At 66.4% G+C, this 24,152-nt stretch carries 19 protein-coding genes; 9 read left to right on the top strand and 10 right to left on the bottom strand.

Annotation, left to right across the window (positions count from 1 at the left end; genetic code table 11):
- Positions 1 to 40 precede the first annotated feature (40 nt).
- The gene (locus OQF70_RS00905; RefSeq protein WP_280535347.1) at positions 41 to 1,141 is read right to left on the bottom strand and encodes a twin-arginine translocase subunit TatC; all 1,101 of its coding nucleotides are present in this window, start codon (positions 1,139 to 1,141) and stop codon (positions 41 to 43) included.
- A gap of 110 nt (positions 1,142 to 1,251) precedes the next feature.
- Between OQF70_RS00905 and OQF70_RS00900 the strand changes: the two genes are divergently transcribed.
- Positions 1,252 to 3,591 (top strand): twin-arginine translocase subunit TatC, encoded by a 2,340-nt coding sequence (locus OQF70_RS00900; RefSeq protein WP_280535346.1) that lies wholly within the window; start codon positions 1,252 to 1,254, stop codon positions 3,589 to 3,591.
- A gap of 59 nt (positions 3,592 to 3,650) precedes the next feature.
- Here the strand turns inward: OQF70_RS00900 and OQF70_RS00895 are convergent, their stop codons facing one another.
- The 4 genes from OQF70_RS00895 to OQF70_RS00880 all read right to left on the bottom strand — a co-directional run bounded on the left by OQF70_RS00895 (position 3,651) and on the right by OQF70_RS00880 (position 9,615).
- Positions 3,651 to 4,970: an adenosylhomocysteinase gene (locus OQF70_RS00895; protein ID WP_280535345.1), complete on the bottom strand. Its 1,320-nt coding sequence runs from the start codon at positions 4,968 to 4,970 to the stop codon at positions 3,651 to 3,653.
- A 199-nt stretch (positions 4,971 to 5,169) separates the two neighbouring features.
- On the bottom strand, positions 5,170 to 8,202 hold the full coding sequence (gene uvrA, locus OQF70_RS00890; protein WP_280535344.1) for an excinuclease ABC subunit UvrA: 3,033 nt from the start codon (positions 8,200 to 8,202) through the stop codon (positions 5,170 to 5,172).
- A 98-nt stretch (positions 8,203 to 8,300) separates the two neighbouring features.
- Positions 8,301 to 9,302, bottom strand: coding sequence for an AI-2E family transporter (locus OQF70_RS00885; protein WP_280535343.1), 1,002 nt, complete (start codon positions 9,300 to 9,302; stop codon positions 8,301 to 8,303).
- 73 nt (positions 9,303 to 9,375) lie between these two features.
- Positions 9,376 to 9,615: a hypothetical protein gene (locus OQF70_RS00880; RefSeq protein ID WP_280535342.1), complete on the bottom strand. Its 240-nt coding sequence runs from the start codon at positions 9,613 to 9,615 to the stop codon at positions 9,376 to 9,378.
- A 222-nt stretch (positions 9,616 to 9,837) separates the two neighbouring features.
- Here OQF70_RS00880 and OQF70_RS00875 point away from each other — a divergent pair, with 222 nt between their 5' ends.
- The 4 genes from OQF70_RS00875 (at position 9,838) to hisG (ending at position 15,241) form a co-directional block, all read left to right on the top strand.
- Positions 9,838 to 10,953, top strand: coding sequence for a thiamine ABC transporter substrate-binding protein (locus OQF70_RS00875; protein ID WP_280535341.1), 1,116 nt, complete (start codon positions 9,838 to 9,840; stop codon positions 10,951 to 10,953).
- Positions 10,954 to 11,157: 204 nt separating this feature from the next.
- Positions 11,158 to 12,972, top strand: coding sequence for an iron ABC transporter permease (locus tag OQF70_RS00870; protein WP_280535340.1), 1,815 nt, complete (start codon positions 11,158 to 11,160; stop codon positions 12,970 to 12,972).
- Complete coding sequence (locus OQF70_RS00865; RefSeq protein ID WP_280535339.1) at positions 12,962 to 14,203, top strand: ABC transporter ATP-binding protein; 1,242 nt, start codon at positions 12,962 to 12,964, stop codon at positions 14,201 to 14,203. The genes OQF70_RS00870 and OQF70_RS00865 overlap by 11 nt, the downstream gene beginning before the upstream one ends.
- Before the next feature lie 114 nt (positions 14,204 to 14,317).
- A complete protein-coding gene (gene hisG / locus OQF70_RS00860; protein WP_280535338.1) occupies positions 14,318 to 15,241 on the top strand; it encodes an ATP phosphoribosyltransferase in 924 nt (307 codons plus the stop codon).
- 35 nt (positions 15,242 to 15,276) lie between these two features.
- Here hisG and OQF70_RS00855 read toward each other — a convergent pair whose 3' ends face one another.
- The 3 genes from OQF70_RS00855 to OQF70_RS00845 form a co-directional block, all read right to left on the bottom strand.
- On the bottom strand, positions 15,277 to 16,254 hold the full coding sequence (locus tag OQF70_RS00855) for a type II CAAX endopeptidase family protein (protein ID WP_280535337.1): 978 nt from the start codon (positions 16,252 to 16,254) through the stop codon (positions 15,277 to 15,279).
- 201 nt (positions 16,255 to 16,455) lie between these two features.
- Positions 16,456 to 16,833: a hypothetical protein gene (locus OQF70_RS00850; RefSeq protein ID WP_280535336.1), complete on the bottom strand. Its 378-nt coding sequence runs from the start codon at positions 16,831 to 16,833 to the stop codon at positions 16,456 to 16,458.
- A gap of 6 nt (positions 16,834 to 16,839) precedes the next feature.
- On the bottom strand, positions 16,840 to 17,400 hold the full coding sequence (locus tag OQF70_RS00845; RefSeq protein ID WP_092812789.1) for a TATA-box-binding protein: 561 nt from the start codon (positions 17,398 to 17,400) through the stop codon (positions 16,840 to 16,842).
- A 170-nt stretch (positions 17,401 to 17,570) separates the two neighbouring features.
- Here OQF70_RS00845 and OQF70_RS00840 point away from each other — a divergent pair, with 170 nt between their 5' ends.
- The 4 genes from OQF70_RS00840 (at position 17,571) to azf (ending at position 21,195) form a co-directional block, all read left to right on the top strand.
- A complete protein-coding gene (locus OQF70_RS00840) occupies positions 17,571 to 17,732 on the top strand; it encodes a hypothetical protein (protein WP_177167385.1) in 162 nt (53 codons plus the stop codon).
- Positions 17,733 to 18,153: 421 nt separating this feature from the next.
- Positions 18,154 to 19,809 (top strand): thermosome subunit beta, encoded by a 1,656-nt coding sequence (thsB, locus tag OQF70_RS00835; protein WP_280535495.1) that lies wholly within the window; start codon positions 18,154 to 18,156, stop codon positions 19,807 to 19,809.
- A 191-nt stretch (positions 19,810 to 20,000) separates the two neighbouring features.
- On the top strand, positions 20,001 to 20,354 hold the full coding sequence (sepF, locus tag OQF70_RS00830; protein WP_092812795.1) for a cell division protein SepF: 354 nt from the start codon (positions 20,001 to 20,003) through the stop codon (positions 20,352 to 20,354).
- Between the two features lie 52 nt (positions 20,355 to 20,406).
- Positions 20,407 to 21,195, top strand: a complete 789-nt coding sequence (gene azf / locus OQF70_RS00825) for an NAD-dependent glucose-6-phosphate dehydrogenase Azf (protein ID WP_280535335.1) — start codon at positions 20,407 to 20,409, stop codon at positions 21,193 to 21,195.
- Positions 21,196 to 21,313: 118 nt separating this feature from the next.
- Here azf and OQF70_RS00820 read toward each other — a convergent pair whose 3' ends face one another.
- Both OQF70_RS00820 and OQF70_RS00815 read right to left on the bottom strand, forming a co-directional pair.
- On the bottom strand, positions 21,314 to 23,578 hold the full coding sequence (locus tag OQF70_RS00820; RefSeq protein WP_280535334.1) for an amino acid permease: 2,265 nt from the start codon (positions 23,576 to 23,578) through the stop codon (positions 21,314 to 21,316).
- Positions 23,575 to 23,988, bottom strand: a complete 414-nt coding sequence (locus OQF70_RS00815) for a universal stress protein (RefSeq protein WP_280535333.1) — start codon at positions 23,986 to 23,988, stop codon at positions 23,575 to 23,577. The genes OQF70_RS00820 and OQF70_RS00815 overlap by 4 nt, the downstream gene beginning before the upstream one ends.
- Between the last annotated feature and the right edge of the window lie 164 nt (positions 23,989 to 24,152).

Genomic DNA, 24,152 nt, shown 5'->3' with positions numbered 1-24,152 from the left:
TCGGTGATGTGAAGCGATGGCGGGATCGCGTCCGCACGAATCAGTTCCCGGTCCACCGCAGGAGTGCGAGGGTCCCCTCGTAGAGGGCGATCATCGTGAGCGTGACGATGATCGGCGCCATCCCAGTCGGATCGGGGCTGAACAGGAAGGCGATCCCGAGGAAGGTGCCCCAGAAGATCAGCCGCTTGTCCTCGAGCCACTGCCGGGTGACGAGGTTCATCATGATCGCGAGCATGATGAACAGCGGGATCTGGAAGACGATCGCCATGAACGACATCATCACCACGATGAGGTTGAACGTCTCCTTGAGCCCGAAGGCGATCGTCGCGGCGTCGGAGGTGTAGGTCGTGAAGTAGCTGAAGATCGCCGGCAGCACGAGGAAGTGAGCGAAGAGAATGCCGATCCCGCCGAGGATCAGGCTCGTCGGCACGGCCGCCAGGTAGTACCGACGCTCCCTGCGGTAGAGTCCGGGACGCATGAACCGATACGTCTGGTAGACGAACACCGGCAATCCGAGGACCACGCCCGCGAGTCCCGAAACCTTGATCCGCGTCAGGACGAGCTCGAGCGGTCCGTAGAGTCGCGGTCGATTCACGTTCGGCTCCGGGATGTGGTACGACCAGAAGTAGTTTATCAGCTCGCTGGCCGACGGAAACGCGATCACGAGCGCGATGCCGCCGACGAGGAAGACGATCCCCAGCCGACGCATCATCTCCTCGATGTGGTCGGCAAGCGGCATCTCCTGGTCCGTCTCCGGCCCCTCGACGCCGGCCGCGTCGTCGTCGTCTGTTGCGTCGTCTGTGTCCGCGTCGTCGTCTGTGCTCTCGCCACCCTCGTCGTCCGACGCCGTCTCGCCGTCGCCTGGACCGTTGTCGCCCGAATCGCCGTCGTCCCGATCGGACACGTCGTCGTCAGCAACGCCACCGCTCTTCGTGTCGGTGGCAGCGGTTCCGTCGTCCTCGGAGCCCTCACCGTCGGAATCCTCGTCCCCAGCGGCGTCGGTCGTCGGTTCGGATCCGTCGCTATCCGTGGTAGGGACAGCCTCGGTTCCGGACGGGTCGTCCCCATCCGGCTGCGGGCCGTCCCCGTTCGACGACCGGTCGTCGTTCGACGACTCCTCGCGGGGCGGATCCTCACCCATTCGTTGGTTGTTCGCCCCCGGGCTATTATAGGCCTTTTTGGATAGCCGTGTGCTCGGTCGTCGGGTCGCTTCGAAAAGGTTGATAACCGGGACGCGCGTTCGCCACCGTAATGGCGAGTGCCCTCGATGACGACACCCAGGAGACGCTCACCGACGGGTGGGAGTCCACGAAGGTGGTCCTTCGATCGATCCAGAAGGACCTCCAAAAGGTGTTCATCGTCTACCTCATCGGGTTCCTCGCGACGTTCTACGCGCTTCGGATCTACGTCTGGGACTGGCTCAAGGGCATCACGGCCGCGAACATGTCCGTCGACGTCGAGGCGGAACTCGAGATCATCGCCCAGACCCCCTTCGAGGTCATCCTGTTGCAGGCGAAGATCGGGCTCGTCGTCGGCGCGGTGTTCGCGCTCCCGGTGCTCATCTACTACGCCCGTGACGGGCTCCGCCGTCGCGGGATGTGGCCCCAGGCCCCGATCCCGCGGTGGAAGATTGCCTCGATCGCGCTGCTCGCGGCCGTGCTGTTCCTCGCCGGCGTCTCCTACGGCGTCTTCGTCTTCTTCCCCGTGATGTTCTCGTTCCTCGCCGCGTTCGGACTCGAGGCGGGATTCAACCCGAGCTACTCGATCGTGATGTGGACGGAGTTCATCGTTTTCCTCACGATCTCCTTCGGGCTCGCGGGGCAGATGCCGCTCGTGATCACCGGGCTCTCCTATTCGGGGATCGTTCCCTACGAGACGTTCCGTGACAAGTGGCGCCACGCCGTCGTCGGGATATTCTTCTTCGGCGCGATGTTCTCGCCACCGGACCCGTTCACCCAGATCATGTGGGCGATCCCGCTCACGACGCTGTACGGCTTCAGCCTCTATCTCGCCAAGGTCGTCGTCACGGCCAAGCGCTCCTCCGACCGGATCGACCCGTTCGCTTCGATGCGCCGCCACTGGAACCTCGTCGGCGGTGTTGGCGTCCTCGGCGGCGGGCTCGTTTACGCCTACTACACCTACGGCGGCCGCGAGGCGACCAACGCGCTGTTGGCCCGGGCCGGCAGCACCCGCCGGATCGTCCCGCCGGGAGCGGGGCTCGGAATCGATGCCACCACCGCGATCGCCGTCTACGCGACGGGTGTCGGGATCGCGTTCGTCGTCCTCGCGGTCCTCGCGGCCGTCTACCGCGACCTCGATGCCGACGCGACCGGGACGCCGGGATCGCCGGCCGCAGGCGCCGCTGCCCACGGCGATCCGACCGCGATCGATCTCGGCGAGCTCGACGCCGGTGGGATCCGTGCGGCCCCTGAAGCGGCCTTCGCCGCCCTCTCGGAGGATGAGGCGCTCGCGCTCGCGGGCGAGGCGATGGAGGACGACGAGCCCGAAACGGCCCAGGCGATCCTCGACCGGTTCGACGAAGCGACCGCCGACGAGGAGACGGAGGACGACGAAAACGCAGTCGACGCGTCCGCGGGCGAGAACGCTGCCGCGTCCACGTCCGACGACGGGAGCGCCGGGACGGACGCCGATGGATCCGTCGAGGCAGCCGAGGCGCCCGAGGAGGACGACGACGGAATGCTCGGCGGCCTCACCGACCGCGCCTCGCGCGCCAGCACGACCTTCCTCGACGACTTCGCCGACGACGCCGACGAGGAGGACATCGGCGGCTACTACACCGACCTGAAGTTCATCGTCGGCTCGCTCCGGTCGCGATCGTTCCGCATCGTCGGCTGGTTCGTCGCCGTGATGGGCGCCGTCTTCACCTGGCTCTACCTCGGTGGGCTCGGCGGCGTGCGCGCCGACTTCCTCGACCGGCTCCCCGAGCGGTTCGACGCCGGCGAGTTCTCGGTGATCACGCTCCATCCCGTCGAGGCGCTCGTCTTTATGGTGAAGTTCTCGGTACTCATCGGCCTCCTCGCCGTGATCCCGCTCGTGGCTTACTACGCGTGGCCGGCGCTACGGGATCGCGGGTTCGTCCGCGGCCACGAGCGTCAGGTCTTCGTCTGGACGGGCGCGCTGGGCGGCGGGATCGTCGGCGGCTTCGCGCTCGGATATTTCCTCATCGCGCCCGGGCTCATTTCGTATCTCGTCGCCGACGCGCTCGGCGCGCAGATGGTAATCACCTACCGGATCAACAACTTCTTCTGGCTCATCATCTTCACCACCCTCGGGATCGGCGTGCTCGCGGACGTCCCGGTTCTGCTGGTGCTTTTGAACTCCGTCGGCGTTCCATACGACGCCTTCCGGAACCGTTGGCGCGAGGCGACGATCGCCGCGATGACGTTCGCGGCCGTGCTCACGCCCGCGGACATCGTGACGATGATCCTCGTGACCGTTCCGCTCCTTGCGGCCTACTGGGTCGGTGTGGGGGTCCTGTTCGTGATCACCCTCGGCGGCCGACGGAACCTTGCGCCGCCGGCACGATTCCTCGAGGCGGCAGACCGGTTCGACCTCGACACCTCCGAGTGACGCGGTGCGTTTCACGACCGACCGTCACCGTCTCCCGTGCTCTCCGGTCGGGGTCCGTGTCAGTCGTTCCTCCCGTCGTCGATGGTCACGTTCATCGCCGCCAGTTTCTCGCGGGCGACCGCCCGGTCGATCGCCTCGGGAAACGGTTCGAGGCCGGTTCCGGTCGGGTCGCCGTCGACGATCGCCTCGAGCCCGCGCGCCATCAGCGCGAAAGTCGCGTCCATCACGTCGACCGGATTGCCGGCGCTGCCTGGCGCCGAGAGGTTCACCACGCGTCCCTCCGTGAGCAGCCGGATCGTCCGTCCGTCGGCGAACGTGACCCGCTCGACTCCCGGTTCGATTCGAGTCCGATCGACCGCCAACGTCGCGAGCGCATCGCGGTCGATCTCCGTCTCGGAGCCGATCGAGGCGAGGACGGCGCCGTCGGCCATCGCCGCCAACTGCTCGCGGCTGAGCACGCCCGCTCGGCCGGTCGCGGCGATCACGAACCTGGCGTCCGCGACCGCCTCCGTCGCCGGGCGGACGTCGTGCCCGTCGGCCATTGCCTCCAGGGCTTTTCGCGGGTCGATCTCGGCTACCGTCGTCCGCGCACCCAACGACCGGAGCTTCCGGGCGATCCCCCGACCACAGTGTCCGTACCCGATCACGGCCGCCGTCGAGCCGGCGATCATCGCGTTCGTCAGGGTCGTGATCGCCGCGATCGAGCTCTCGGCGGTCCCGTGAACGTTGTCGAATCGCTGCTTCATCGGCGCCCCGTTGACGTCGTAGACCGGGAACGGGATCCGTACCGATTTGCCCTCGGCGTCCGGCCGGACGAGCCGCCGCAGACGGGTGATCCCGCCGGTCGTCTGCTCGCAGGCACCGGCGACGTCCGCGGCGACGTCCGGGAACTCTCGACACAGCGGCACGAGGAGGTTCGCGCCGTCGTCGGCGATCAGATCCGGCGCCGCCGTTAGCACCTCGCGGCGGGCCCGCTCAAGCGACGTGGCTTCGTCCGCCGTGGCCTCCCCGTCCCCTGCTGTCGCCGCATCCCCCGACGCGGTGATCGGCGTGATCCCCGGGCGTCGACGGAGCGCGGCCACGACGTCGGGGTGGGTCGATCCGGCCTCTCCGACGACCAATACCGTCGCGCCACCGGCTGCGAGGACCTCGAGGAACCGCCCCGTATGCGGGGTTAACGGTGCAGAAACGCCGATTCGCCGGTCCGCGAACGGTTGTCGGTCAGAGAACCGGTTCGCACACCGCTGGAGGAGCGGCGCCCGGTCGGCGAGGCGATCGATCACGTCCGGCTCGTCGGCAGCTGGGTGGTCGGCCGCGATCCCGCGATCGCCATCGGCGGCGTCGGGAGCGGCGGCATCAGGATCGGCGTCGTCAGTCATAACCGATCGCACGCGTGGGTCGACAAAACGGTTCCGCCGACCGGGCACGAAAACACGCCGTCGGAGGAAACTTCGCAATCCGACGTTGGTGAACACGAGGCGTGATCGCCCTTGATCCGCGGGAGTGACTCGATCTGCTCTTTCGCAGTGGTAGTGGGATACCGATGACGCGTCCGGGTCCACCGATGACGAGCCGGTTTCAGTCGTCGCCGGGCGCCGCCGCCGGCTTTCGCCGGTCGCTTCGCGGTCCCTCCGCGTCGATCGCCGGAAGCAGGTCCCGCAGGTAGCGTCCAGTGTGTGAGTCCTCCTCGCGGGCTACCTCCTCGGGAGTGCCCGCGGCGACCAGCTCGCCGCCGCCGTCGCCGCCCTCCGGACCGAGATCGATCACGTGGTCGGCGTTCTTCACGAGGTCGAGTTCGTGTTCGATGACGACGACGCTGTTCCCGTTGTCGACGAGCCGGTGGAGGACCTCGATCAGCTTGCGCTCGTCCTCCTTGTGGAGGCCGGTGGTGGGCTCGTCGAGGAGGTAGAGCGTGTCGCCGGAGTCCCGCTTGCCGAGCTCCTCGGCGAGCTTGACCCGCTGGGCCTCCCCGCCAGAGAGCGTGGTCGAGGGCTGCCCGAGTCGCATGTACCCGAGCCCGACGTCAAGCAGCAGCTTCAGCCGGCGACGGAGCCCCTCGTGGCTCTCGAAGAACTCGTGGGCCTCCTCGACGCTCATCTCGAGGACGTCCGCGATCGTCTTCCCCTTATAGGTCACCTCGAGGGTCTCGTCGTTGTACCGGTCGCCGCCACACTCCTCACAGGGGACGTGGACGTCCGAGAGGAAGTTCATCTCGATCGTGACGGTGCCCTGGCCGCCACACTCCTCACACCGGCCGCCCTTGACGTTGAAGGAGAACCGACCCTTCTCATAGCCGCGTTGCTTCGCCAGCTTCGTCTCCGCGAACAGCTCGCGGATCCCGTCGAAGACGTTCGTGTACGTCGCCGGGTTCGAGCGCGGCGTCCGGCCGATCGGCGACTGGTCGATGAGCCGGACGGTCTCGACCGCGTCGATCCCCTCGATGGCGTCGTGGTCGCCGGGATCGACGGAGGTGTTGTCGTTCATCTCCCGCGCCAATCCCTTATAAAGAACGTCGTGCATCAGCGTCGACTTTCCGGACCCCGACACGCCCGTGATCGCGGTGAAGACGCCGAGCGGGATGGCCACGTCGAGATCGTCGAGGTTGTGCTGGCGCGCGCCGCGGATGGCGAGTTCGCCGTCGCGTTCGCGGCGGTCCTCGGGGACCGGGACGGACTTTCGCCCGGACAGGTAGTCGCCGGTGACCGACTTCGGCGCCTCACAGACGTCCTCGAAGTCGCCCTGCGCGACGATCTCGCCGCCGCGCTTGCCGGGGCCGGGACCCATATCGATGATCGAGTCCGCCCGCCGCATCGTCTCCTCGTCGTGCTCGACGACGAGCAGGGTGTTCCCCAGGTCGCGAAGCCCCTCCAGGGTGTTCAACAGCCGGTCGTTGTCGCGCTGGTGGAGCCCGATCGAGGGCTCGTCGAGGACGTAGAGCACGCCGACGAGTCCGGAGCCGACCTGGGTCGCGAGCCGGATGCGCTGGCTCTCCCCACCCGAGAGGGTCGACGCCTCCCGGTCGAGGGTGAGGTACTCCAGGCCGACCTCCTCCATAAACCCGAGCCGGGCGCGGATCTCCTTGAGGATCTCCTCGGCGATCGTCCGGTCGCGCTCGGAGAGCGTCCCCTCCATCCCCTCGAAGTGCTCGCGCGCGTCGCCGATCGACAGCTGATTGACCGCGGTGATCGGCGTGCCGTCGACGAGCACCGACCGCGACTGCGGCTTCAGCCGGGTTCCCTCGCAGGCCGGACAGGTCGTCACGGCCATGTAGTCCTCGATGTGCTCGCGGGTCGACTGCGACTCCGTCTCGACGTGGCGGCGCTGGAGGTTCGGGATCACGCCCTCGAACCGCTTCTCCTTGCGACGGACGCCGTTTTTCGTCTGCCGCTCAAAGACGACCTGCTCGTCCGTGCCGTAGAGGAACTGCTCGCGCACCGCCGGATCGAGGTCCTCGAAGGGCGTCTCGACGGAGACGCCGAAGTGGGCTGCCACGGAGTCGATCCGGGTCCGGTAGTACGACCGGTTGTACGACCAGGCCTCGAAGACGTCCGTCAGCGGCTTCGAGGGGTCCTGCACGACGAGGTCCTCGTCGACCTCCTTCGTCGAGCCGATCCCCTCACACTCCGGGCAGGCGCCGTGCGGGGAGTTGAAGGAGAACGACCGGGTCTCGATCTCCGAGAAGTCGATGTTGCAGTGTGTACACGCCAACTCCTCGGAGAACTCGACGACGAGTCGGTCGGCGGCCGTCGCCGTCGAATCCGGATCGGCGGATTCGGCGTCGTCGCCTGCTCCGTCCTCGCCGTCCGCGGCCGACTCCTCGCCCCCAGCCAGATCTCCGGTCGATCGCGCCGTCGATCCCCCCAGTTCCGCGGCCGCCTCCGCCGGCGGATCCGGCACGATCAGCTTGATGACGCCGTCAGCCTCCTCGAGGGCCGTCTCGACGGAGTCGGTGATCCGGGACCGCTCGTCCGCCGAGACCTCGATCCGGTCGACGATCACGTCGATCGTGTGGTCGTAGTTCTCGTCGAGGTCGGGATCGTCGAACGAGAGGTCGTACCGCTCGCCGTCGACCTCGACGCGGGCGTAGCCCCGTGACTGGAGGTCCGCGAACAGGTCCTCAAAGGCGCCCTTCTGGTCGCGCACGACCGGCGCGGCGATCTTCGCACGAGTACCCTCTGGCAGCTCAAGGATCCGCCGGACCATCTGCTGGGCCGACTGCTCGCCCACCTCGCGGCCACACTCCGGACAGTGCGGGTTCCCAATCCGGGCGTACAGCAGTCGGAGGTAGTCGTGGAGTTCGGTGACGGTTCCGACCGTCGACCGCGGATTGTTGGCGGCGTTCTTCTGATCGATCGAGATGGCCGGCGAGAGCCCCTCGACGCTTTCGACCTGCGGTTTGTCCATCTGCCCGAGGAAGTTGCGCGCGTACGCCGACAGCGACTCGATGTAGCGGCGCTGTCCCTCGGCGTAGACGGTCTCGAAGGCCAACGACGACTTCCCCGACCCCGACAGCCCCGTCACGACGGTGAACTCCTCGCGCGGGATCCGGACGTCGAGGTCCGTGAGGTTGTGCTCCTCGGCGCCTCGGACCTCGATGTAGTCCTTGCTCATTCAGCCCCTTGTTGCTCGCGCGCGCGGGAATACCCGTCGGTTCGCGGTTCGTGGCCCCCACCGATCGGGTCACGTCGGTTCCATCCGCCCCTGCCGACTTACCGCCGTTCGCTCACTGGAAGCCGGTTGAATTCCTCGGAGAGCTGGGTCGCGACCTCGGAGACGGTCGCCACCGCGAGCGGCCCGGCGATCACGCCGATCGGCCCCGTCGTCAGGACGCCGCCGACGAACCCGATGAAGTAGAGGCTCGCCGCCAGCTCGGCCGTTTCGGCCGCCAGCCGCGTCCGGATCGCCAGATCCGGGATCCATCCGATCACGCCGCCGCCGATCACGAGGATCGCCACCGCAAGCACCAGGTCCCCGGCGATGACGTGGGTCGCCGCCAGCGCTGCGATGAGCAGTATGGGCCCGACCACCGGGACGAACTGGAGGATCCCCGCCACCGCCGCGAGCATCACCGGCGAGGGATAGCCGAAGACGAAAAAGACCGGAATGGCGATCAAAAAGGTCCCGATCCCCGTGGCCGCCTGCACGACGTAGATCCCGTAGAGCGTTCGCTGTGCCCGCCGATGAAGCGCGTCCGCGAGATCCCGATAGGCCGGGGGGACGACCGCGATGATCGCCTTCCGGGTTCGCTGTTCGTAGTAGAGCACCGAATAGACCACGAAGACGAACAGCGCGAACTTGATGAGCAACACCGGCATCGCCGCGGCGATCTCGGTCGCGGCCGAGAGCAACTGACCGATCGCCGAATCGATCACGTCCGCGGTCACGATCGTGGTCGACCAGTCCCCGACTATGATCGGGATCGTCTCCGGCGCCTCGTTGAGGTACGCGATCACGGCGTCCAGCCGGAGAAACAACACGATCCCGAGCGGCGCCAGGAGGACGAGCGTGCCGAGGAAGCCGACGACCGTCGCCGCGACGGAGGCGATCCGCCGTGATGCGCCACGGTTCCGGAGCGACCGCCGGATCGGCGAAAGCACGTACGCGACGGTGATCGCGAAGAAGACCGTTCCGGCGACCTCCCAGAGCAACACCGCGGCCACGAGCGCGGCGAACACCAGCAGCCCGCCGAGCACGTACCGTCGCTTGACCATCGTGTGTCCCTGCGTCACGAGGGCTTATAAATCGGGGCGCACGATCGGCCGGCCGCTCCGCCGACCCGACCCGTCACTCGACCGCGACGATGAGCGTCCCGACGTCCTCCTCGAAGGCGGTCGGGTCGGCCGCCAGCGTCTCGTCCTCGACGAGCGTGTCGGCGTCGGGCGCACCCGCCGGTAACGCCTCGTCGATCGCGGCCGTGATCCGCTCCACCGGGTACGCCCCACCAGCCAGCAGGACGTCGGTCCCATCGTGCCAGACGGCGACGCGATCCTCCATCTCCACCGATCCGGGGACGGTCCGGGTCATCCCGCCGCCGACGTCGACCGGTGCCGTCAGCGGGAACGACCCTCGGTAGGTGTACTGGGTCGCTTCGTGGCCGGCCTCGACCTCGATCGTCGACTCGCCGTCACCGCCCCGTTATTGGCACGTGATCAACATATCGGTACCGGTCATCGGCGGGACCGTTCGGCTCCGAACGCACCCGTTGAAGCACGGCGTTTAAATACCACTCGGAGAAACAACCCGGTAATGACGGACGATAACGTTGACCGGCGATCGTTCCTATCGGCCGCTGGGACGGCCGCCGCCGTTGGGATCGCGGGCTGTGCCTCCTTTGAGGGGCCCACCGAGGAGAGCGGCGGCGAAAACGGGACGACCACCGGCGACGGCGATCGGACCCTCGTCGTCGGGACCTACGGCGCGTTCATCGACGCGCCGTCGACGAGCCCGGGCGCGTGGCTCAAGGACGCCTTCGAGGCAGAGACGGGCGCGGAACTCGTCTGGCAGACCCCGCCGAACGGCCTCAACTACTACATCGAGCGCCACAACGCGGGCGTCGACGTCGAGGCGGACCTCTACCTCGGTCTCAACCCGGACGATATGGTCCAGATCGACGAGAACGTCGATGGCGACCTGTTCGCCGAGGCCGGCGATGTCGAGGGACGCGACGACGTCAAATCCGGCCTCGATTTCGATCCCAACGACCGGGCGGTCCCCTACGACACCGGCTACATCAGCCTCGTGTACGACGGCACCGCGACGGAGGCGCCCGAGACCTTCGAGGGACTGCTCGAGGAGGACCACCGCGGGGACCTGATCGCCCAAACCCCTGGCAGCGACACCGGACGCGCGTTTCTGCTGCACACGATCCACGAGTTCGGCGTCGGCGGCGACTACGACTACCTCGACTACTGGGCGGACCTCCAGGCCAACGACGTCCGCGTGCTCGGGACCTGGAGCGACGCCTACGACGCCTGGTCCGCCGGCGAGGCGCCGATGGTCGTCTCCTACTCGACGGACCAGGTGTTCGCCGCCCAGAGCGACGCGAACCTCGAGGAGCATCAGATCCGGTTTTTCAACGACCAGGGCTACGCGAACCCGGAGGGGATGGCGACCTTCGCCGACGCCGCCGACCCCGATCTCGCTCGGGAGTTTATGTCGTTCGTGCTCCGCCCGGACGTCCAGGGGGAGATCGCTCAGCGGAACGTCCAGTTCCCCGCGACCGAGACGGCGGAGCTCCCGGACGACTACGCCGACCTCGCCCACGAGCCGCCCGAACCGGTCACCTTCACGTATGCCGACCTCCAAGGCTCGCTCGATGGCTGGATCGACGACTGGGAGCGCCAGTTCGCCGGTGACGACTGACGGGCGTCTCGACCCTGGTTGCTCCGATGTGGGTCGCTCCAATGTGGGCCGTTCCGGTATGGGTCGCTCCAATGTGGGCCGTTCCGGTATGGGTCGCTCCAATGTGGGTCGCTCCGACGCCGATCCTGGCGATCAGCGGTCCCGCGATCGACGTCGCCGATCTCGCGACCGGTGGCGGAGTCGACTGGAGGTCGATGTCGATCCGTGACCGTCCCCGCATCCCTCCTCGCCCTCGGCGATCGGATCCGCCGACGTCTTGAGGGCCACGCGCTCGCGGCGCTGGCGATCCCCACGGTCCTCGTGCTCGCCGTCGTGTTCTACTACCCCGTCACCACCGTCCTGATCGAGGCGGTCGTCGTCGACGGCACGCCCACGCTCGCGGCGTTCCGGCGGATCCTCCAGGATCCGTTCTATTTCGGCGACCTCGCCAGGCTGCTGGCGGGTGAGTCACCGGGAGCGGTCCTCCGGGACGTCCTGAGCGCTGACCGGCAGCTCGGGATCGTGGGATTCACCGCCTATCAGGCGGCGCTGTCGACGCTTGCAAGCGTTGCGCTGGGTCTTCCGGGCGCCTACTTGCTGGCCCGGTTCGAGTTCCCCGGCCGCCGGACGTTGCGGTCGGTGACGATCCTCCCGTTCGTGCTCCCGTCGATCATGGTCGCGGCGGGCTTCGTCGCCACGTTCGGCCGGACGGGCACGCTCAACGCCGTCCTGACGGCTGTCGGGCTCCCCCGCCTCGAACTCCTGTACACGCTCGAGGCGATCGTCATCGCTCACGCCTTCTACAACGCGCCGCTCGTCACGCGCGTGACGACCGCCGCCTGGGAGTCGGTCGACGCGAGCGCGGTCGAGACCGCGCGCAGCCTCGGCGCGAGCCCGCTTCGTGCCTTCGTCGACGTGGTCGCGCCACAGGTCTATCCGGCGGTCCTCCTCGGCGCCGCGCTCTCGTTCGTGTTCACCTTCGGGAGCTTCCCGATCGTGCTCGCGCTCGGCGGGTTCGAACTCGCGACCGTCGAGGTGTTCGTCTATCGGCTCGTTCGCGACCTCGAGTACGCCGAGGCGGCCGCGCTCGCGCTCGTTGAGCTGGCCATCTCGCTGACGCTGCTGTACGGCTACCTCCGGTACGAGGCCGCCCATACGGTCCGGTCCCGTGGGGCCCGCCCCCTTCCTCGTCGATCGCTTCGCCCGCCGTCGGGGCTTCGGGCCGGATCCCTGCGCGAGCTCCTGCCGCGCGCCGGCCTCGCCGTCTACGCCCTGGTCGCCGCGCTCGTGTTTCTCGCGCCGATCGCGAGTATGGTCTGGGCCAGCCTGACCGGTCCCACCGGCGTCACCCTCGAGCATTACCGGTTCCTGGTGGAGCGACAGCGAACCGGGGCGGCGTTTCAGGTGCGGCCGTGGGACGCCGTCCGGAACTCGCTGCTGTTCGGGCTCGCCGCGCTCGCGGTCGCGCTCCCGATGGGCGTGGTCGTCTCCGTGTTGACGACTCGGGAGTACCGCGGTCGAAAGCTGGTCGACGCCGTGGCGATGGCCCCGCTTGCCGTCTCCGGGATCATCGTCGGACTCGGTCTCCTCCGGGGGCTCGTCTTCGGCGTGGAGATCGCGGGGACCCGGATCGCGGTCGGCGGGGCGGTCGCGATCGTCGCCGCCCACGCCGTGGCCGGCTACCCGTTCGTGGTGCGGACCGTCGCGCCGGGGCTCGAGTCGCTCGACCGGTCGCTTGTCGAGTCGGCTCGGGCGCTCGGGGCGTCCCGCCTCCGGGCGCTTCTCGACGTCGAACTCCCGCTCGTCTGGCCCGGCGTCGTCGCCGGCGCGGCGTTCGCGTTCGCGATCTCGACCGGCGAGTTCTCGGCCACCGTCGTGCTCGCGACCGGGACCGACCAGTACACGATGCCGATCGCGATCGAACGGTTCATCGGCCGCCGGCTCGGCCCCGCGACCGCGATGGGCGTCGTCCTCCTGTTCGTCACCACGGCGAGCTTCGTCGTGATCGACCGGCTCGGGGGTGATCACGGTGGGATCTGACCCCGGCCCCCCTGCGGACCCCTCGATCGCCCTCGAGCTCGCCGACGTCACGCGCCGGTACGGCGACACGACCGCGGTCGATGGGGTCTCCCTGCGCGTCCGGCAGGGCGAGTTCTTCACGCTCGTGGGTCCCTCGGGCTGCGGCAAGACGACCACCCTCCGACTGATCGGCGGCTTCGAGACTCCCTCCTCGGGCACGCTCCGGTTCGGCGACCGGGACGTCGCAGGCGTCCCGCCCGAGGAACGCGATGTCGGCGTCGTCTTCCAGAACTATGCGCTGTTCCCGCACATGACCGTCGGCGAGAACGTCGCCTACGGGCTCCGGTTCGCGGATCCACCCGGGGACGTCTCCCGGACGGAGCGCGTCCAGGAGCTGCTCGATCTCGTCGACTTGTCGGGGATGGCTGACCGCGATCCGGACGAACTGTCGGGTGGGCAGCGCCAGCGTGTCGCGATCGCCCGGGCGCTCGCTCCGGGGCCGCAGGTCCTGTTGCTCGATGAACCGATGAGTGCGCTCGACGCGAAGCTTCGCGAGCGCCTCCGGATGCAGGTCCGGTCGATCCAGCGCGAACTGGACATCACCACCGTCTACGTCACCCACGACCAGGAGGAGGCGCTCGCCGTCTCCGACCGCGTCGCCGTGATGAACGGGGGGCGTATCGAACAGGTCGCCACACCCAGACGCGTCTATCGGGAGCCGGCGACTCGGTTCGTCGCCGAGTTCATCGGCGACAACAACGTGCTGTCGGGGACCGTTCGCGACGTCGCCGCGGCGGACGACGCGGCGGACGACGGTACGGTCGGCGACCGCGACGATCGCAGCGATCACGGTGACCGCGGCGATCACGGCGACCGGGTCGCGACGCTCGAGATCGACGGCGCGCCGATCCGGGTCGCCCTGCCGGACCGTCCCGCCGACGACGGTGGACGATCCGTCCACGTTGGGGACCGACTCACCGTCTGCGTGCGGCCGGAGAACCTTCGGTTCGACCGAGACCCGGACGCGAGCCGAGCACCCGCCGCCACGAACGCCCTGGAGGCCACGGTCGAGAGCGCCGAGTTCCTCGGCGAGACGACGCGGGTTCACCTTCGCTGGAACGCCCGGTCGCTCGTGGGCCGGACGCGTGACCCGCTTTCGGGGGCGGTGTCGGTCCGTTTCGATCCGGCCGACGTCCACGTCATCGACGTCACCGATGCCGGCGGCGATGAAGCGATCGACGGACGCCGGTGAGACTGACGCCGGTGTGATGGACGCCGGTGAGACGCCCGCGGATCGAACACGGACCGTGATCGCGGGGATCGCGCGGGACGAAAACGGTTTCCACCCGCCCCGCGTTGGTCGGGTATGCGCATCGCCGTCCCCAACAAGGGCCGTCTCCACGAGCCGACGATCGAGCTGCTCGAACGCGCCGGACTGCACGTCGAGCGGACGGCGGACCGGCAGCTGTACGCCGATACCGTCGACCCCGACGTCTCGATCCTGTACGCGCGCGCCGCCGACATCCCCGAATACGTCCGCGACGGCGCCGCCGATCTCGGCATCACCGGGCTCGATCAGGCCACCGAATCCGGGGGCGTGATCGAGACCGCGGCCGCGGCCCGAGGGGGGGACTCCGATGCCGACGACGCAGTGGAGGAGAACGCCCTCGTCGACCTGCTGGACCTCGAGTACGGGTCCTGTCGGCTCGTCCTCGCCGCGCCGGAGGACGGCGGGATCGAGTCGGTCGCGGACCTGGAGGGGCGGACGGTGGCGACCGAGTTCCCCACGATCACGCGGTCGTACTTCGAGTCGGTCGGCGTCGATGCCGAGATCGTCACCGTCACCGGCGCGACCGAACTCACCCCCCACGTCGACATGGCCGACGCCATCGTCGACATCACCTCGACCGGCACGACGCTGCGGGTGAACCGTCTCGCGGTCATCGACGAGGTGCTCGACTCCTCGGTGCGCCTGTTCGCCCGGCCGGACGTGGTCGACGACGCGAAGGTGCAACAGGTCGTGACCGCCGTCGAGTCCGTTCTCGCCGCCGAGGACAAACGGTACCTGATGATGAACGCCCCGAAAGCGCAGCTTCCGGCGGTCAAGGACGTCCTTCCCGGGCTCGGCGGCCCGACGGTGATGGACGTCGAGGCCGACGAGAACGGGAACGGGACCGTGGCGGTCCACGCGGTCGTCGACGAACGCGACGTCTTCTCGGTCATCACCGACCTCAAGGACGTCGGGGCGAGCGGGATCCTCGTCACCGAGATCGAACGACTGGTCGAGTGAGCGGGATGGGGGGCAACTGCGTGGGGGTGGGGCGATCAGTCGGCCTCGACGTCGCTCCCGTCGTCGGATCCCTCGCTTTCACCGTCCGATCCCTCGTCTTCACCGTCCGATCCCTCGCCCTCCCCGTCCAGTAGCTCGGGAGCGGTCACGGCCGGATGGAGCCGGAGACGTCCGGTCCGCCGGCGGACCCACCACGCGATCGCCACACAGCCGAGGATGACGCCGGCCAGCCCGAGGACGCCACCTTCGGGCCCGAACTGGCCGCCGGTGAGGACCGACGGTCCGACGACCTGGGTCTCGACCACGGTGACCGGCAGGGAGACGCCGGAGACGCCGAAGCCGAACACCGCGCCCTGCGTGAGGTTCCACGTCACGTGGACGCCGATCGGGATCGCGAGCTCCCCGGTGAGGAGGTAGCCGAGCGCGAGAAACACCCCCGCCAGGCCGATGATCGTGGTCGAGAGCGTGGTTGCGTTCGGATTCGTGGCGTGGAGGACGCCGAAGACGCCCGCCGACAGGACCGTCGCCAACCCTGCGGCGGTCCGGTCCCCGACGAGGCGGAATCCCTCCGCGAGGTTCGTGAGCAGCCAGCCGCGGACCAGCAGCTCCTCGTAGACGCCGACCGCCAGGAAGAACGCGATCACGCCCGCGATCCCGAGCAGGAACGACTCGCCCGACCGCGAGACGAGCGTTCCGCGGGGGACGTACCAGCCCGCGGCCCAGCCGGCGAGGAAGATCCCGGCCTGCAGGACTGCACCGAGCGCGAGCCCGAACCCGCAGTCGATCCACCACTCCCGGCCGATTCGGAGCCCGTAATCGGTGAGCGGGCGCCGGTCGACCACCCGGGCGGCCACGACGCAGCCGAGGACCGTCACGGCCAGGCTCGCCGCCCCGACGCCGACGAGCGCGGCGGATCCGCCGGGCACCGGCAGCGGGAGGATACCGGCCGCGAGACTGACGCCGATCGCGACCACGAGGAACACTGCGACCGCGAGGGTGAGTCGGACCGGCATGCGCGGTCGTGCCTCTGCATCGTTCCAGAGGACTCGCCGGACCGGATCCGGAACTATTCGGCCGACTCGGGTTCGGGGCGGCATTCATCGTTCGATGACGCGGCAACGGGTAAAAATGTCGGCGTGGTAGCCACCTCGACGTCGATCACGTCGGCCGGGTTCGAACGAGCCGGTTGCGTCAGCCGGATTCGAGCGCTCCGGTCACGTCGGCCGGCTCGCCCAGATGATCGAGGCGACGAGGACGATCAGGGTCACGAGGGCGGTCACCGTGAAGTGGACGACCGTGATGATCGCGGTGCGTCGCCGTGTCCCGCCGTAGGCCCACCGGATCGCGGCGGCATCGAGGGCGATCGCGACGGGGAGGGTGACCGCGGCGGGGAGCGTCATCGTCCCGCCGACGACGCTCACCATCGCGGGCCACGGCCCCACGAGGAGGGCGCGTTTCGGGTCGGCGTCGCCGACGACGTACCGGGCTGCGACGTGAGCCGTCACCGCGAGTCCCATCGAGAAGAGCAGGAGGGTTCCGAGAACGGCGATCGGACTGGGTCCGGTCTGCAGCGGAAGCGAGATCAGTGCCATCGCGAGTCAGCCGAACAGTCCGAGTTCCTCGAGCCGGTCGACGATGACGTCGACGGCGCGTTCGGCGTCGGCCGGCTCCTTGCCGCCGGTGATCACGAGCTTGCCGGAGCCGAACAGCAGCGCGACGACGTCGGGGTCATCCAGCCGGTAGACGAGTCCGGGGAACTGCTCGGGCTCGTACTCGATGTGTTCCAATCCGAGGCCGATCGCGATCGCGTTCAGGTTGAGGTCGTCGCCGAGGTCCGCGGAGGTGACGATGTTCTGAACCGTGATCTCGGGATCGTCCTCGACCGGAATCTCGAGTGCGCGCAGTTCGTCGAAGACGATGTGGAGGCTCTCGTGGACCGCGTCCGTCGACTTCGCGCCGGTACAGACGATCTTTCCCGACCGGAAGATGAGCGCCGCCGATTTCGGCGACTGGGTGCGGTAAACGAGCCCGGGGAACTGTTCGGGGTCGTAGTCCGCGCCCTCAAGGTCCATCGCGACGCTCTCGAGGTCGAGCTCCTGGCCGATCCCCGTCGAGGCGACGACGTTCTCGATCGTGATCGTGTCCTTCGGATCGGTCATCAACGGACGGATCGACGGCTGGATGCTTTAAAAAGGTGGTCGTTGGATCTCGGCGATCGATGGGTCTCTGCTGCCGCCATCGTTCGGCCGATTATGTGGATGTGAATCCGCCGATCGTCCACAATCCGTGGAAACGTTCTTATGTATGTGTGGTGTTAGCACAACCAACGATGCCAGACACGAAATCCGGACGCGAAAAGAAGGGGAAGAACAAGCGTCGCCAGCTCGAGAATCGTCTCGCCGAGCAGGAACTCACCGCGGAGGAGGAGCCACCGGACCCGGAGGAGGAATCGATCGATTCCGAGCTCCTCGTCGAGGACGAGGCGGAGTAGGCCGTTCACCGATCGTCGTCCGACCGTCTTCCGATCGTTTTCCGACCGTCGTCGATCGTCGTTCGACCGTCGTCCGATCGCTCTCCGACCGCCGGCCGCTGCCGCGGGAGGGACGCTCGCCGCAGGTCCACCTCCATCGCGTTGACGACGTTCTTCTTCTTTCGGTGCCGTCCTCGACGGCGATTCCTCGCTTCGTGGGGTGACCGCCCCGTGCGACGAGTTACCACATTTAAACGAGTGATATCGTCCCCGTTCGGTGTCCCATCCGGATCGATCTCGATCGTGGAGACGATCGGAACGCCGTATCGCCATCCGGCGGTTTTCGCTCTCCTCGGCTGATACCCGTCGGACGAGAGTCGAGCCGGTGACGACACCTTTATATAGAATCACAATCAATCACTCGCTGTCTATGAGTCAGCGAATGCAGCAAGGCCAGCCGATGATCATTATGGGCGAGGACGCCCAGCGCGTCAAGGACAAGGACGCGCAGGAGTACAACATTTCGGCGGCGCGCGCGGTCGCCGAGGCGGTCCGATCGACGCTCGGACCGAAAGGGATGGACAAGATGCTCGTCGACTCGATGGGCGACGTCACCATCACGAACGACGGCGTCACCATCCTCACCGAAATGGACATCGACAACCCCACGGCCGAGATGGTCGTCGAGGTCGCCGAGACACAGGAGGACGAGGCCGGCGACGGCACGACGACGGCCGTCGCGATCGCGGGCGAGCTCCTCAAGAACGCTGAGGACCTCATTGAGCAGGACATTCACCCGACGGCGGTCATCAAGGGCTTCAACATCGCCAGCGAGTACGCCCGCCAGCAGGTCGACGAGATCGCCGAGCCGGTCGACCCCGACGACACCGACCTCATCAAATCGGTCGCCGAGACCTCGATGACCGGCAAGGGCGCCGAACTCGAGAAGGAGGTCCTCGCGGACCTCGTCGTCCGCGCGGTCCAGGCCATCACCGTCGAGGCCGACGACGGCTCCCACGTGGTCGATCTGCAGAACCTCAAGATCGAGACCCAGACCGGTAGCCCGGCCAGCGAGTCCGAGCTCCTCTCGGGTGCGGTCATCGACAAGGACCCCGTCCAGGACGGAATGCCGACGGACTTCGAGTCCGCGAACGTCCTCCTGATCGACGACCCGATCGAGGTCGAGGACGCCGACGTCGACACGTCCGTCTCCATCGAGAGTCCGGACCAGCTCCAGCAGTTCCTCGACCAGGAGGAGACGCAGCTGCGCGAGAAGGTTGACCGGATCGCGGAGTCCGGCGCCGACGTCGTCTTCTGCCAGAAGGGCATCGACGACATGGCCCAACACTACCTCGCGAAGGAGGGCATCCTCGCCGTCCGTCGCGTGAAGAAGTCCGACCTCGCGTTCCTGAAGAACGTGCTCGGCGCGCCGATCGTCACCGACATCGACGACCTGTCAGCCGACGACCTCGCGACCGGCACCATCTCCCGCGATGCGGCTGACGGCCTCTTCTACGTCGAGGGCGCGGACTCCCACGGCGTCACGCTCCTGCTGCGCGGTTCGACCGAGCACGTCGTCGACGAGCTCGAACGCGGCATCAACGACGCGATCGACGTCGTCTCGACCACGGTCTCCGACGGCCGCACCATCGCGGGCGGCGGCGCCATCGAGGTCGAACTCGCCAGCCGGCTCCGTGACCACGCCGACTCCATCGAGGGTCGCGAGCAGCTGGCCGTCGAAGCGTTCGCGGACGCGCTCGAGATCGTCCCCCGGACGCTTGCGGCCAACGCCGGACTCGACGCGATCGACCTGCTCGTCGACCTCCGCGCGGCTCACGAGGCGGGCGACTCCCGCGCCGGGCTCGACGCCTTCTCCGGCGACGTCGTCGACACCTTCGACGCCGGCGTCGTCGAGACGGCTCACGCCAAAGAGCAGGCGCTCTCCTCGGCCACCGAGGCCGCCAACCTCGTTCTCAAGATCGACGACATCATCTCCGCGGGCGACCTGTCCACCGCGGGCGGCGACGACGAGGGCGGCGCGCCCGGCGGCGCCGGCGGTATGGGCGGCATGGGCGGCGGCATGGGCGGCATGATGTAACCGCGTCCGGAGCACACGCCACCATTCCCCACCGACGGTCTGTCCAGCGCGATTCATCAGTCCGGGTCGAACGCGATCCGCGACCCACTCGACCACGACACGGTCGACGCCGATCCGACCCTCTCGTTTTTCCGAGCGATTCCGGTGTGTCTGACGTAAGAACTAATGTTCTCTCGGCGGCAGTAGGGTGTATGGGAATTATGAGTAAGATCCTCGGCGGCGGGGGCAACCGGTCGGTCGAGGACTACGTCGAACTCGATCTCGATGACTTCGCCGAGGCACGAGGCGAGGCACGGACACAGGTACACATCGCTGAGATCGCCGATCAGGGCGACGTCATCCCGATCAAGGACGCGGTCTACGACGGCGATCTCGTCATCGCCGACATCACGCGCCACTCGACATCCGACCGAACCGTCGAACACATCGTCGACGAGCTCCGCCAGGTCGCCCAGGAGGTCGACGGCGACATCGTTCAGAAGGGCGACGACCAGCTCATCCTCGCGCCGACCGGCGTCACGATCTCCCGCGAGAAACTGGAGTAGACGTCCGGCGAACCGCACGATATTTCCCCGTCACCCGCCCACACTCATCCGAATGGCACAGCCAGTCCTGTTGACGGGTGCGGGAGGACGGGTCGGACAGGCCATCCTCCGGGGGATCGGCGACGAACACGACTGGCGACTGCTTGACCGGGAACCGCTCGCCGCCGACCGGATACCCGACCGCGTCGCCGATGCCGATCTGTACGTCGCCGACGTCACCGATATGGACGCGCTCCGGGAGGCGATGGAGGACGTCGAGGCGGTGGTCCATCTCGCCGGCGACCCCCGGACTGACGCCTCCTGGGAGAGCGTGCTCCGGAACAACATCGACGGGACCCAGACGGTCTTCGAGGCCGCCGTCGACGCCGGCGTCGATCGGATCGCCTACGCCTCCTCGAACCACGCCGTCGGTCACTACGAGACCGACGAGCGGACGCCCGGGATGTACCGGACCGACGACGACTACCGCCTTGACGGGACGGAGTTCCCCCGGCCCTCGAACCTCTACGGCGTCTCGAAGGCGACCGGCGAGCTGCTCGGTCGGTATTACCACGACGAGTACGGGATCGACGTCGTCTGCGTCCGGATCGGGAACCTGACCCGGAACCACCCGCCTCGCGAGTACGAGCGCGGCCAGGCGATGTGGCTCTCCCACCGTGACTGTGCGCACCTGTTCGACCGCTGTCTCCGCGCCGACTACGGCTTCGAGATCGTCTACGGGATCTCCGACAACGACCGCAAGTACTACTCGATCGATCGCGCCCGCGAGGTGCTCGGGTACGAACCGCGGGACAACTCCGCCGACTACACCTTCGAGGGTGAGCCGAAGGACGACGTCTGAGGACCGTTCCGACGGTCCTGTAAGAACGATTCAACCATCTCGATCCGCAGTTACTGAAAGGGGTTAATTCCGGAGAGGTCATATCAGACACAGGGAACATCTGTGTCGTTATAGGCCCTCAGTGTCGGCCAAAAATTCGTCCCCGGAGCGATCTGGACGAGGGGCGTTCGGTTAACAACACTGGTGTCTCAAGCCGCTCGATCGTATCGAATGCCAGCGAGCCACGAATAATCCGAGACAGTAAGCCCCGCTCTGTCGCTCCGACAATCACCAAGCTATACTCGGACCCCAGTTGCCCGATTACTGTCTCTACATCACCTGATTCAATTCGTAACTCTGCATTCTCTAACTGATGGCCCTCCGCCCATTCACTCAAGAACGACCGTCCTGCATCTTCGTTGCCGGACTCCACGATGTGTAGCAGTGAAACGTCCACATCGACAGTGTCCTGTAATGCATGGGCGACCTCTGCAGTGAGGTCTGAGGACGGACCACCGGCGGTCGGCACGAGCACATCAGAAAGTTCGAGCGATTGACCGTCCAGCACGAGGAAGTCACACGGAAGGTCGTGTGTTAGTTCCTCGAGAGTACCTTCGGCACGCCCGCCTGCGAATTGTGTGCCACCGTAGCCCATCACCACGGTATCGGCATCGTTTGAGCGTGCAGCATCGAACACTTCCGCAACGCCCCTGTGTGAAAGAATTGTTCTCGTTTCGATCGGGACATCGAAGGCCTCAGCGTCTGATTTAGCCTCTGTAAGCAACTTTTCGGATGATGCATCAAGTTCTGCTTTGTGCTCACCAGCAGTTGCAAGCGATGTCTGGTCGGGCACGGTGACGATATGTGTCGCAAGCACACGTCCACCCTTGTGCTTCGCAATCGCGCCCGCCAGCGTTATGAGCGCACTCTCAGTCCGTGGATTTGCTATGGCAACCATAATCGTCGGCCCCTCCTCTCCAGTCGGTGCGACGGCGTCAGCCGCCTCAACGAGCTGGTCAGGGAGTTCTTCATCGCGACCACGGATGTAATTCGACAGCACTCCTTGGTGCTCTGTTTTGTACCGAGCGTACACGAAGTACCATATCACAGCAGCGATCACGAACGCCGCCGAGAGCGCGATTTCGATCCCATCCATAAACGCGACGAGACCGAGGGATAGTACCCCGCCGAGTATCGGCGTAATAGGGTAGAGTGGAACCGTAAAATCGGGATCGTATTCCGGAGTGTCAGCCTCTCTGAAAACGATCAGTGCTGCGTTCATCAACGCGTACACGATGAGATGTAGTACGCTAGCTGCCTTCGCAAGCACCTCAATGTCTTGCCCCAGAACCGCGATGAAGACGAGGATCAACCCGCCCGTGACGAGGATCGATCGATAAGGCGTCGCGTAGTTGGGGTGGATTTCGTTGAGCCAGTTCGTGACGATTTTGTCACGACCCATAGCGAAGTTGATTCGTGCCGAGGCGAGAATCGAGGCGTTCGCGGATGACGCAGTCGCCAACAGCGCGCCAAGCGTCATCACCGCGGCGGCGGCCGCAGCCACCCCACCGATTGGCCCAATCGATGCGGGAAACGCGAACTCGGCAGCCTGCGCAACCGGCGCATCTTGGCTGAGTTCGGGCCAGGAGACGACGCCCAGCATCGTCGTCACCAGGATCGTGTAAATGACCGTGACGATCGCGACGCTCCCGATAATCGCTATCGGAAGGTTCCGCGCCGGATTTTTCAGTTCCTCGGCGACGGTGGCGATCTTGGCATATCCGAGGAATGAGACAAAGACCAACGCCGTCCCCGGTAAGATTGCGCCAGCACCGAACGGCGTCAGACCACCTTCACCGGCGAGTGTCGCGTACTCGAACGAGGAAAACCCTGCAATAGCGAAGGCGGTAAGAATCGAGAGTAAGATGAAGACGATAACTGTCTGAATGCCACCGGTCTCCTTGGCTCCGATGTAGTTGACGCCGACGAAGACGAGACCAGCAAGCAGTGCGCCGAGTTGAATTGGGTTGAGAAACGCGATCGTTGGCAGGCCAACGAAAACGGCGAGATACTGACCGAAGCCGATACAGTAGAACGCCGACGCGAACGCCAGCCCCATCCAATCACCCATTCCAGCGATGGAGCCGAACATCGGTCCGAGCGACTTGTTGATGTAGTAGTAGCCCCCGCCAGCTTTCGGCATCGCGGTACCGAGTTCCGAGATCGACAGCGCGTTGACCATTGCGATTACGCCACCAACGACGAAGGAGACGACAACGATCGGTCCGGCGGCATTTGCGGCGACGCCGGGCAACACGAAGATGCCGGCCCCGATCATCGTTCCGATACCGATGGTCATAGCCGAGACTAGCCCGATGTCTTTGGCGAGTTCCTCGTCGCTCATTCGGAGAGGCCGTCTTGCGGGAGCGCAATTACAGGCCGATCCGTATTCGTGACGAGTTTCAGTGAAAGATCACCGGACAAAAACTGCATGATCCGGTTGCCACCGCGGGAGCGATAGACAATCGCGCTCGCTCCAACTTCATCAGCAGCATCGAAGATGGCTCCAACGATATCTCGGGAGTAGGCGGTATGAGTATCTGCGCCGGGGAAGACGCGCTGGACAGCCGCATAGGATTCTGCTGCCAATTCTTCCGATTGTTCGACCGGAGTCTTGTCCGGAACACCGCCACCTTTCTCCACCACGTGTAATACTGTCACATGTTCGGGCTCGTATGGTTCGAGTTCCTTGGCTGTGGCCAAAGCATCTTCCTTGTGGGCTACCGGGAGAAGTACGTGTTCAAGGATGTTCATACCTTACCCCTCTGTGGCTGGAAAATTCGAAGGTCGAACGGTTCATACAACGGTGTCAGTCGCCTCGTATATAAATATCTGGATATGATTGATGATTCTGTAAGATAAAACCCATTCAAATAAGTTTCAAATATTTTCTACGGTGATGTATTCCTAAAACCTGA

It is taken from the genome of Halopenitus sp. POP-27 (genome assembly GCF_029889855.1).
Classification (GTDB): domain Archaea; phylum Halobacteriota; class Halobacteria; order Halobacteriales; family Haloferacaceae; genus Halopenitus; species Halopenitus malekzadehii.
The sequence above is the reverse complement of the archived record's forward strand: the minus strand, read 5'-3'. Positions and strand labels throughout refer to the sequence as shown.

Excerpts from the sequence above, each read along its gene's own strand:
- OQF70_RS00905 (WP_280535347.1), bottom strand. The coding sequence starts at position 1,141 with ATGGGTGAGGATCCGCCCCGCGAGGAGTCGTCGAACGACGACCGGTCG.
- OQF70_RS00900 (WP_280535346.1), top strand. The coding sequence starts at position 1,252 with ATGGCGAGTGCCCTCGATGACGACACCCAGGAGACGCTCACCGACGGG.
- OQF70_RS00895 (WP_280535345.1), bottom strand. The coding sequence starts at position 4,970 with ATGACTGACGACGCCGATCCTGATGCCGCCGCTCCCGACGCCGCCGAT.
- uvrA (WP_280535344.1), bottom strand. The coding sequence starts at position 8,202 with ATGAGCAAGGACTACATCGAGGTCCGAGGCGCCGAGGAGCACAACCTC.
- OQF70_RS00885 (WP_280535343.1), bottom strand. The coding sequence starts at position 9,302 with ATGGTCAAGCGACGGTACGTGCTCGGCGGGCTGCTGGTGTTCGCCGCG.
- OQF70_RS00880 (WP_280535342.1), bottom strand. The coding sequence starts at position 9,615 with ATGACCCGGACCGTCCCCGGATCGGTGGAGATGGAGGATCGCGTCGCC.
- OQF70_RS00875 (WP_280535341.1), top strand. The coding sequence starts at position 9,838 with ATGACGGACGATAACGTTGACCGGCGATCGTTCCTATCGGCCGCTGGG.
- hisG (WP_280535338.1), top strand. The coding sequence starts at position 14,318 with ATGCGCATCGCCGTCCCCAACAAGGGCCGTCTCCACGAGCCGACGATC.
- OQF70_RS00855 (WP_280535337.1), bottom strand. The coding sequence starts at position 16,254 with ATGCCGGTCCGACTCACCCTCGCGGTCGCAGTGTTCCTCGTGGTCGCG.
- OQF70_RS00850 (WP_280535336.1), bottom strand. The coding sequence starts at position 16,833 with ATGGCACTGATCTCGCTTCCGCTGCAGACCGGACCCAGTCCGATCGCC.
- OQF70_RS00845 (WP_092812789.1), bottom strand. The coding sequence starts at position 17,400 with ATGACCGATCCGAAGGACACGATCACGATCGAGAACGTCGTCGCCTCG.
- OQF70_RS00840 (WP_177167385.1), top strand. The coding sequence starts at position 17,571 with ATGCCAGACACGAAATCCGGACGCGAAAAGAAGGGGAAGAACAAGCGT.
- thsB (WP_280535495.1), top strand. The coding sequence starts at position 18,154 with ATGCAGCAAGGCCAGCCGATGATCATTATGGGCGAGGACGCCCAGCGC.
- sepF (WP_092812795.1), top strand. The coding sequence starts at position 20,001 with ATGGGAATTATGAGTAAGATCCTCGGCGGCGGGGGCAACCGGTCGGTC.
- azf (WP_280535335.1), top strand. The coding sequence starts at position 20,407 with ATGGCACAGCCAGTCCTGTTGACGGGTGCGGGAGGACGGGTCGGACAG.
- OQF70_RS00820 (WP_280535334.1), bottom strand. The coding sequence starts at position 23,578 with ATGAGCGACGAGGAACTCGCCAAAGACATCGGGCTAGTCTCGGCTATG.
- OQF70_RS00815 (WP_280535333.1), bottom strand. The coding sequence starts at position 23,988 with ATGAACATCCTTGAACACGTACTTCTCCCGGTAGCCCACAAGGAAGAT.